The sequence below is a fragment of the Myroides sp. N17-2 genome (genome assembly GCF_002286775.1).
In the GTDB taxonomy this organism is placed as follows: Bacteria; Bacteroidota; Bacteroidia; order Flavobacteriales; family Flavobacteriaceae; genus Flavobacterium.
Map to the genome: position 1 here is coordinate 102,929 of NZ_NSGJ01000013.1, position 8,467 is coordinate 111,395.

An 8,467-nucleotide genomic window follows, 5' to 3' on the forward strand; every position below is an offset into this window, starting at 1 on the left:
TTGTAATAGTTGTATTATTTTATAACTAACTGATGGTTTGTTAATAATCCTGCTAGCCCTTGACTAGAGAATATTGCCTTCTTAAGTTTAGTAGATGATGGATCTATCTCATAATTATAACTAGTGTAGAAGTCTGCTTTCTCAGCGTTAGCCTTTGTGAATACAGCCCTATGCAAGTTACAGTTGTCAAATAAAGCCATCGTTAGATCTGCTTCCATAAAGTCTACGCTAATCATACTACAGTTAGAGAATAATTGCTTCTTTAGCTTTAATCCATAGAATTGTGCGAATTCAAGATTACAATCAGTAAATGTAAACTCAAAAATCACTTGATCTATCATAGCAAAATTCACACGTGTAAAGTTGCACGCTGTAAAGTTGACATTGCGAAGACCAACATAGTTTACTTCTGCATCTCTAAAGTTACAATTGATAAAATCACAATCAATAAATATAGTGGCTAAGAATGAACACGCACTCAAGTCACAATTCTCAAACTTACAGTTCTCAAATTCTCTAAAGGAAATGTCATTGAAACCAAATGTAGTATTGCTATATTTTTGGTCGTAGATAAATTCGGGTGTCATATAGTAGGGGATTAATGTTCTGATATAATATTTGATGTATTAGCTAATTGCTATTTAAATATCGTATCAGAGGTATAATGTATAAATATTATTCTATGATATGTGGGACAAATCTACTTTTATCTGTCGTAATTCTATTATCACTCTCTCTAAAGGTGATACCACAAGATTCTTGTCCGATAATCCAACTACCAATGATAGAATATCCTGTAGTCTCTTTATGTAGATTAGCTAGTGCTTGACAGATATATCCTTCGTCACCATAATCACCAGGAGTGGCCTCTACGATAGCACCGTTCTGATACATCGTCACATTAGCTCCTTCTCTTGATAAGAGCGGTTTCTTTACATAATCACGCATACTATGAGGAGAATCGAAGTACGTCTCTAATAGTAAAGGATGGTTAGGATATAACTTCCATAAGATAGCCATAATCGCTTTATTAGATAAGATCATCTTCCATGATGGTTCAATCCAGTTCGCCTGAGCCACATCATTTGGAATATGAAGTGCAAAAGGTTCATAGATTAGCCACTCCCATGGATATAATTTGAATATATCAGTGATGGTTTCTTCTTCTAAGTCAGTGAATGATTCTCCATTCCAACCAATGTCATCTATGAATATCAACTTCGTGTTAATACCTGCCTGTATAGCTGTATCTCTTAGGTACTCTATGTTAGTCAAATCTTCTAGGGTCTCACGCATACAACTAAAGTGTAGTGTATCTCCTTTAAGATATGGCTTAAGTGCAGCCCATGAGGCGATCAGTTGATCGTGTACAGAGTTAAATTGGTCTTTTCGCTCACTAAAATAGTGTTGCATCCATTGCCACTGTACGACTCCTGTCTCGTATAAAGAAGTAGGAGTATCAGCATTAAACTCTAATACCTTTAATTGTTGCTTTACATCGTCATAAACGAAGTCAAATCGCCCATAAATACTTGGAACATCGTTTTCCCAAGATTGAGTAATGTGCTCGTGAAAGAATAAAGGTATTTGGAATTGATCATATAGTTTATTAGTGATGACATGATCTACAGCCTCTAGGCACATCTGCCATAGTTCTGTAGTCGCATTATATACTTTATCAGCGAATGGTGCATCTATACTATAATAGTAATGTTCAACCCAATAAGGAATATTATTCTCATCAGTGTGAAATCCAAACCCGTTATCCTCTAATCTCTTTTGCCAATTCGCATCGGCAGTTAGGTATTTTACTCTCATCGTTTATGAACTTGCGCTACTTGATTTAGCTGTTGATCCGAAACCACCTCTAGAAGACGTATGTTTCTTGACAGCATTAGATTTGGCTGTATTTGTTCCTACATTAGCTTGGTGAGATAATCCTTGACTAGCATATCCCATACCACCACCCATCATAGGTCTAAAAGCCATATACCACAGTAGAGCACTTCCCATACCACCACCGCTATGACTGCGCTGTTGGTTATATTGTTGTGTCACATCTGTATACGGAGCTGAGCTATCTGCTCGCATATATACTTTCTGCTCTTGTTCTTTTTTTTGTTCTTCTTGATCAGGAGTCTTAGAGCACGAAGCTAATGCTGCTGTGATAAGTACTAGACTCACTGCTTTACTACTTTTTCTGTTCATAATATATTATTCTACAGTTACATAAATTGGCACTTTTACTAAAGAGGTAGTTGCGTTATCACCCCAAGCTTTTACATCTTTGGCAGTCTTTAGTGTGTCTGTTTTTTGCGTTATAAGTTGTCCGTTAGCCCAAATCTTCTGACTAGTGATATGTAATATGCTATCGCCAACTACCACAGACTTAAGTGTAACCTCTCGTGCTGATTGTTTATCGATAGTTTCTAAATCTGTTTTTTTAGACTCACCTCCACATGATACTAATGTGATTGCTGTAAGAATAGATAATATGTATTTCATAACAATTGTTTAATTCAACTTGGGATAAAGATAATGAAGTTTAAGTTAATCTCATTTACTCTATTTAGCATTGTCTTCCGAAAAGATAGTTAAGCACATTCAATGCTTAAGTGCGTTTATCTATATGCTATAATATTGCAATTAAAAAATAATTCTGTATCAAAAGGAGAATAGCAGATGAATAAGAGGAGCATTGTTGGGCAAAAGGTTGTTTTAGCCTGTTATTGTCCTACTATTGTCCAAGTATTGTCCTAGGATGAAGCACTAAGGCTTGAATTCATTGAGGTAAAAGGGTGTTTGAAGAATACAGTATAATTTTGGTTTTATGTGTAATGTTTTGATTTTTAGTAAATTGATTTAATTTGAGCTAAAAAATAATAATAAAAAAAGTACTTTATAAAGTAATTATATGGCTTATAGGGCACATTTGGAAGAAAAATGCAACTTATAGAAGAGGTAAATTCAGTTTTGTACTTAATATAGAGTTCGAAATAAAAAAAAGTTTTTAAAATTTATAAGATGATTACTGTAAAAAACGTGCGTGGTTTATCAAATTTGGTGTGTCTAACGTATTTGAAATTATTGGTTAAAATCAGTGTACTATATCAATATGTTAAGGGAGATGTTTTTCTACATCATGTTGATTATAGCTTTTTTGTAGTGATGTGTATTATCTATCTTGAGAAATAGTGCCTTAGCTATATGTAAAGGAAATATGTTATTTTTGTTTATCTAAAACTTATAGGGTACATGGAAGATATTACTATTTTACAAATGCGTGATTTGATTGATGATGTGAAGGGGGCAGACTTTTATGCTAACACTATTCCACAGCATTTAATCACTAATCATAATCACATAGAGAAGCCACATAGACATGACTTTTATGTATGTATGATTTTTACGCAGGGGAGTGGCACCCATGAGATTGATTTTCACAGTTATGAAGTATGTCCTGGTGCTGTGTTTATGTTGGCTCCTGGTCAGACACATAGCTGGGTATTATCAGATGATATTGATGGTTATATATTCTTTCATACGCAAGAGTTCTTTGATTTATTCTTTGTAAGAGAAACTATCAGAGAGTATCCTGTGTTCCGTTCTACTTATTATCCTAATGGATTAACGGTGGATGGTATGGATAAGGAAATGCTAGAAAGTCTGTTTATGCGTATAGTAAATGAAGTATCACATAACAAATGGAAGAAGAATATCGTTTTAGTGAACTTGGCAGCTTTATTATATATTGAGTTTAATAGGTTATTATTAGCAGGAGAGGCTTTCGTGGGGGTATCGAATCTACAGTATAATAATCATCTTCAGCATTTCGAAGATTTGTTAGAGAAGAACTTTCATAAGGAAAAGTCTGCAGCAGTGTATGCTGAGTGGATGAATATGACGCAGAAGCATCTGAATCGCGTATGCAAAACATTAGTGGATAAGACTACTACAGATATTATCTTAGATAGGGTGGTGTTAGAGGCTAAGCGTATGCTGATCTATACAGGCAAAAGCTTTAGTGAGATAGCAAGTATGTTAGGATATGATGATTACTCATACTTCTCAAAAGTATTTAAAAAGAAAGCAGGTTATACCCCTAAAGAGTTTCTGAAGAAGTATAATTAGATGTATAAATAAAAAGCTCCTTAATGTAATATTAAGGAGCTTTTTTTGCGCTTGCACGGGTGGAGGGATTCGAACCCCCATCAACGGTTTTGGAGACCGCTATTCTACCCTTGAACTACACCCGTTTCTCTGTTAGGTGGCGCAAATATAATAACTTTTTATTTAATAATCCTAGACTATTCCTCATCTTTTTCATAAAACATATTTAACCACATGATTCGAGATAATCGATAGTTAAATGTCCACAAGATGAAAATTACGAACACAATTCCGATGAATGCGTGTAACATAGTGATATTCAAATCGAATAGGTAATTCAATATTAAACGAAGTACCATCACTGTTATCATTTCTGCTACAGTTAGTGCATAACTCATATACATCGCTCCAAAATAAAATCCTGTTTCTCTATGGAAGTTGTATCCACAAATATTACATTCTTTCGTCATTTTAGGCATTCTAAAAGTAATCGGATTCCCTTTGTCATAGAATATATGCTCTTTACCACAGTTAGGGCATTTTCCACTAATTACATTGCTGATATAAGACATAATTTATTTTTTATGCAAAGTAAACTAAAAAATATGAATGATGTACGTTCAATACACTTGTATTTTGGTTCTATTCGGACATTTTGAACGTAATAGTACTAGAAGTTGTTTGAATTATACTACTAGGGAATAGCAATTAATTATGAAGAGAATATGAGGATACCAAAACCTAGTATCTTTTCGATGATTAGAGGCAAGTAGAGTGTTATTCTCTTATGTTTTCTATAGGATAAATAAGCATAGGGATTGGCTCTTTACTACCATTAGCTTCGATTAAAGACAAAAAAAAGGAGATTAATAATCTCCTTCTGGTGTGTTTTCTTCAGTTTCTGCTGGATACTCTTCTTTTATATCTAAGTATTCTAATGGATTAGCTTTAGGTTGTTTGTCAAAAGCGTCATCATATTCCTTAGTTAATAATGCTATTTCTTCAAGAGTTAAGACTTTGTTTTCTCCTTCTTCTTCAACAGGCATATTATATTTTTTATGTATCTGTGCTCTATCAGATTCATATTGTTTCTTAGCAACACCTCTTCTAGCGTAATAGATTTTACGATCTTTACTATATTTTCTGTAGATTTCTTTTAGTTCTGCAGCATGAGCTACTTCTAAAACTTTGATTTCTGATTTAAAATCTGTTTCTACTTCTTGGCTAGCAGCGATTTCTTTTTTGATTTTGTTCCAACTCTCTAATTGATCCTCGTCTAAAGTTCTATCTATAAATAGAGTATATCCTGAGAATAAGTTGCGTTGGTGCATTCCTCTCTCTACATCTTCCATTTTAGTTTTAGAGTTAAGACTTTTAAGATCGCGTTTGATATATTCATTCTTGATAGAGAATGAACCTACCTGCTGAGCTGTTAATTTAAGCTCATCTTTATTAGAAAGGATGTTCTCAATATCTAAGAACTCAATCTTTTTAGGTGGCTCAGGCTGATTTTTAGCTTTGCGTTGACCATAAGAAGTACTAATTGACATTAGTATAACAAACAAGAGTAATATCTTTTTCATTCCAATTTTTTTTTTGATTCTAAAAACAATTTATTTTTTCACACTGCAAATTTAAGATAAAAAATAGTAATTTATTTTAAATTTTTTGTTTGCAGTACATTACTATTCCACAATTAGAATACTAATGTACGGTATTCTTTCATTTGTATAGCTTACTACCTAAGGTTTATAACGTATTGACAAAGGTAATATTGTATAAAGGTAATAGGATTTGTGTCTAATAATGATATTATTGAAAATTAATGACAGATTATTAATTGTAATTTTTATATTTGAATATTGTAAGTTCGTAAAATTAACTATTTTAATATTTAATTTGTAATAAAAATAATAAAAATGAGAACTAGAGGGGAAGGGTATAGTTTGGGTTTTCGCTTATTGCATTGGGGGATTGCTTTTGTGATGTTAGGTTTATTAGTAACCATACTATTGCGTATGACTTGGCTTAGTAGAGATTCAGTCAGTGAGATTATTAATAATTATAACTTGTCACAAAAGATCGATATGTCTCCGGAACAAGCTGTCGTGTTAGCTAAACGTGTTCGTCAGCCGATGTGGGATTGGCATATCTATCTAGGATATGTCCTGTGTGGACTTATTTTTATACGATTTATAGCTGCTATGTTTGGCAAGATACCCTTCTTAAATCCTTTTAAAGGAAATATTACGATGAATGAACGCTTTAGGGCATTTGTGTATTTCGTCTTTTATATCAGTGTTATTATCTCTTTAATCACCGGAATTATCTTGAAGTTTGATGTAGAGATATTACCTATGGTTGATTTTAAGATGATACACAAGGCTTCGATTTATTACTTTATCGCCTTTTTAGTAATTCACTTCTTAGGTGTATTCCTTGCAGAACTAAGTTCCGAGAATGGTATTATATCGCGTATGATAAACGGAAAGAGTAAGTATGATCTGTAGTTGATGACATTCTTCTCAACAAAATTATAAAGTGTTATTTTAAAAAATAAAAGCCGTAGTTCGATATGAATTACGGCTTTACTATTTAATAGATAAAAAACACTAAGTCTTTATGCTCTGCTTTAGCGTACTCAAAGGCGTATTGAAAGTCTTCTTGTTCGAGATCACAGGTTTCTTTATTCATTTGGCTTCTTCGTCTAGCGTTATGGATAAAAGGGATGATTTCTTTATCTAGATCTTCTACTGCGATGCTGTATATGACAGGAAAGTCATCAGAGAAAGGAATAGGGATAAAAGCTTTATATTCCTGTTCTTTCGCTATATCATAGTAGTATGGAGTAGAGTATTCATCATTAGGCGGGCTAAAGTATTCTCCGTAATGCTGGCATAACTTCTCATAAACATATCCGTACATAAAAGCTAAGACAGGGTATTTAGTTTGCCCCTTGATTATATCTAGTAATATGTCTTTAGTTGAAATGTTGTGTTCTTCTAGTTCATCCTCGAAGTCACCATCTAGATCATCAAGCTCTGCTTTTAAGGCTGTGTATAACTCTTCGTATAAAGATAGATTGCCACTGCCATATAGGTCTTGTATTTTCTTTTTATCAGTTAAATAACTCTGTACGTATTGTCCCATAGTGTGTGTTGGTTATTTCTTTAAAGTAAGTTCTTTTTCTGTTGTTAGTTGAGTTGTTTCATCTATTTGGTATAAGTAGAACTTGTCTACTTTATTTGCAAGTCTGTATATGTGAATAGGTGTTTCGTTTACCTCTGTATTCTTTATATTCGTATAATATTCTTTCGCTTTTTTTTCAAATTGTAGGTAGGTTAACCCTGAGTTCATACGGTAGAAATCATATAAATGTTTTTCTAATAGATAATTTGTATATCCTCCATATTTACCACTATATGTAATATTTAGATTTAGTTCTTTGTTGTCTAATACTTCAAAGTGTATGATGTTATCTTCGAAGACAAGAAGCTTTATTTTTAGGTTATCATTGATTTGTATTTCCTTGCCTACTTGATCTTTGTTGATTTCGGTTGTCTTATAACTGGTAGGTATAGATAGCTGTACCTTGACGTTACCACTAATATCTTTGACGTTGTTTAAGGAGTTGAAATAAAGGTAATTCTGATGAGTGCGGTTCGTTTCTGGAAACCAGCCTCCTGTAGATCGAATTAAATGATCTTCTAGTGTTATTGTCTGATTAGTCTTCGTGTTTATCAGATTGGATGATAGTATTTTGATTTGAAATAAATCAGCTAATGTTGACTTTGTTCTAATGCCTCCTGTGTTTTTTTGTTCTTCTTTTTCAGACTGAGTTAAAGGCATAGTGATGCGAAACATGTATTTGTCATTGTCTAAAATAACGAAGGATATTGTGTTTGTTGCAGTTTCAAAAAAACTTTTAGGATTATTGTTTTTTATTAGGTTCCATGATAAATCCGTGTCGTTAGGAGCGCCTATATCCGCTTTGCTGTTTTTAGAAATAGTAAGTTGGTAGTTATAAATATATTCTCTATAGTACTCTCTTTTTGAGTATTTTTTATAATCATCAAAAGGCATTTCGATGTCATCCCTTTCTAGTAGAGAAGGGTATTTGTCTTGAGCAAGGACTGTGAAGGAACTAAGTGATAATAGTAAAATGAATAGGTGTTGCTTCATTATTCTTATTTTAAATATATGTACTAAAGATAGTGTAAATTGCTTGTTTATTAATAGAAGTCGTCTTGACTTTTGTAAAATAAAGAAGGGTTATAGAAATTTGTGTCGCTAAACAAACAAAACCTACAACCCCGTGTACCAAGTACTCCACAAAGATAGTATAGAATTAGATATA

Annotated in this window: 10 protein-coding genes and 1 tRNA gene; 2 read left to right on the forward strand and 9 right to left on the reverse strand. The window is 33.0% G+C overall.

Annotation, left to right across the window (positions count from 1 at the left end; genetic code table 11):
- Positions 1–14 precede the first annotated feature (14 nt).
- The 4 genes from CF599_RS07575 to CF599_RS07590 all read right to left on the reverse strand — a co-directional run bounded on the left by CF599_RS07575 (position 15) and on the right by CF599_RS07590 (position 2,505).
- The gene (locus CF599_RS07575) at positions 15–587 is read right to left on the reverse strand and encodes a pentapeptide repeat-containing protein (protein WP_121965436.1); all 573 of its coding nucleotides are present in this window, start codon (positions 585–587) and stop codon (positions 15–17) included.
- Positions 588–675: 88 nt separating this feature from the next.
- Positions 676–1,818 (reverse strand): glutathionylspermidine synthase family protein, encoded by a 1,143-nt coding sequence (locus tag CF599_RS07580; protein ID WP_121965437.1) that lies wholly within the window; start codon positions 1,816–1,818, stop codon positions 676–678.
- 3 nt (positions 1,819–1,821) lie between these two features.
- Positions 1,822–2,208: a hypothetical protein gene (locus CF599_RS07585; protein ID WP_121965438.1), complete on the reverse strand. Its 387-nt coding sequence runs from the start codon at positions 2,206–2,208 to the stop codon at positions 1,822–1,824.
- A 6-nt stretch (positions 2,209–2,214) separates the two neighbouring features.
- On the reverse strand, positions 2,215–2,505 hold the full coding sequence (locus CF599_RS07590; RefSeq protein ID WP_121965439.1) for a hypothetical protein: 291 nt from the start codon (positions 2,503–2,505) through the stop codon (positions 2,215–2,217).
- Between the two features lie 750 nt (positions 2,506–3,255).
- On the opposite strand from CF599_RS07590, the gene CF599_RS07595 reads away from it, so the two are divergent.
- Positions 3,256–4,131, forward strand: coding sequence for an AraC family transcriptional regulator (locus CF599_RS07595; RefSeq protein ID WP_121965440.1), 876 nt, complete (start codon positions 3,256–3,258; stop codon positions 4,129–4,131).
- Positions 4,132–4,185: 54 nt separating this feature from the next.
- On the opposite strand, the gene CF599_RS07600 is transcribed toward CF599_RS07595, so the two are convergent.
- The 3 genes from CF599_RS07600 to CF599_RS07610 form a co-directional block, all read right to left on the reverse strand.
- Positions 4,186–4,256, reverse strand: a tRNA-Trp gene (locus CF599_RS07600).
- Positions 4,257–4,307: 51 nt separating this feature from the next.
- A complete protein-coding gene (locus CF599_RS07605; RefSeq protein ID WP_121965441.1) occupies positions 4,308–4,682 on the reverse strand; it encodes a DUF983 domain-containing protein in 375 nt (124 codons plus the stop codon).
- Positions 4,683–4,976: 294 nt separating this feature from the next.
- Positions 4,977–5,693 carry a hypothetical protein gene (locus CF599_RS07610; protein ID WP_121965442.1) on the reverse strand — a complete coding sequence of 239 codons (717 nt, stop codon included), beginning with the start codon at positions 5,691–5,693 and terminating at the stop codon, positions 4,977–4,979.
- Positions 5,694–6,029: 336 nt separating this feature from the next.
- Between CF599_RS07610 and CF599_RS07615 the strand changes: the two genes are divergently transcribed.
- Positions 6,030–6,620: a cytochrome b/b6 domain-containing protein gene (locus CF599_RS07615; protein ID WP_121965443.1), complete on the forward strand. Its 591-nt coding sequence runs from the start codon at positions 6,030–6,032 to the stop codon at positions 6,618–6,620.
- A gap of 85 nt (positions 6,621–6,705) precedes the next feature.
- On the opposite strand, the gene CF599_RS07620 is transcribed toward CF599_RS07615, so the two are convergent.
- Together CF599_RS07620 and CF599_RS07625 are read right to left on the reverse strand one after the other, a co-directional pair.
- Complete coding sequence (locus CF599_RS07620; RefSeq protein ID WP_121965444.1) at positions 6,706–7,260, reverse strand: hypothetical protein; 555 nt, start codon at positions 7,258–7,260, stop codon at positions 6,706–6,708.
- A 12-nt stretch (positions 7,261–7,272) separates the two neighbouring features.
- A complete protein-coding gene (locus CF599_RS07625; protein WP_121965445.1) occupies positions 7,273–8,292 on the reverse strand; it encodes a hypothetical protein in 1,020 nt (339 codons plus the stop codon).
- Positions 8,293–8,467: the final 175 nt, after the last annotated feature.

Excerpts from the sequence above, each read along its gene's own strand:
- CF599_RS07620 (WP_121965444.1), bottom strand. The coding sequence starts at position 7,260 with ATGGGACAATACGTACAGAGTTATTTAACTGATAAAAAGAAAATACAA.
- CF599_RS07575 (WP_121965436.1), bottom strand. The coding sequence starts at position 587 with ATGACACCCGAATTTATCTACGACCAAAAATATAGCAATACTACATTT.
- CF599_RS07610 (WP_121965442.1), bottom strand. The coding sequence starts at position 5,693 with ATGAAAAAGATATTACTCTTGTTTGTTATACTAATGTCAATTAGTACT.
- CF599_RS07605 (WP_121965441.1), bottom strand. The coding sequence starts at position 4,682 with ATGTCTTATATCAGCAATGTAATTAGTGGAAAATGCCCTAACTGTGGT.
- CF599_RS07595 (WP_121965440.1), top strand. The coding sequence starts at position 3,256 with ATGGAAGATATTACTATTTTACAAATGCGTGATTTGATTGATGATGTG.
- CF599_RS07585 (WP_121965438.1), bottom strand. The coding sequence starts at position 2,208 with ATGAACAGAAAAAGTAGTAAAGCAGTGAGTCTAGTACTTATCACAGCA.
- CF599_RS07580 (WP_121965437.1), bottom strand. The coding sequence starts at position 1,818 with ATGAGAGTAAAATACCTAACTGCCGATGCGAATTGGCAAAAGAGATTA.
- CF599_RS07625 (WP_121965445.1), bottom strand. The coding sequence starts at position 8,292 with ATGAAGCAACACCTATTCATTTTACTATTATCACTTAGTTCCTTCACA.
- CF599_RS07615 (WP_121965443.1), top strand. The coding sequence starts at position 6,030 with ATGAGAACTAGAGGGGAAGGGTATAGTTTGGGTTTTCGCTTATTGCAT.
- CF599_RS07590 (WP_121965439.1), bottom strand. The coding sequence starts at position 2,505 with ATGAAATACATATTATCTATTCTTACAGCAATCACATTAGTATCATGT.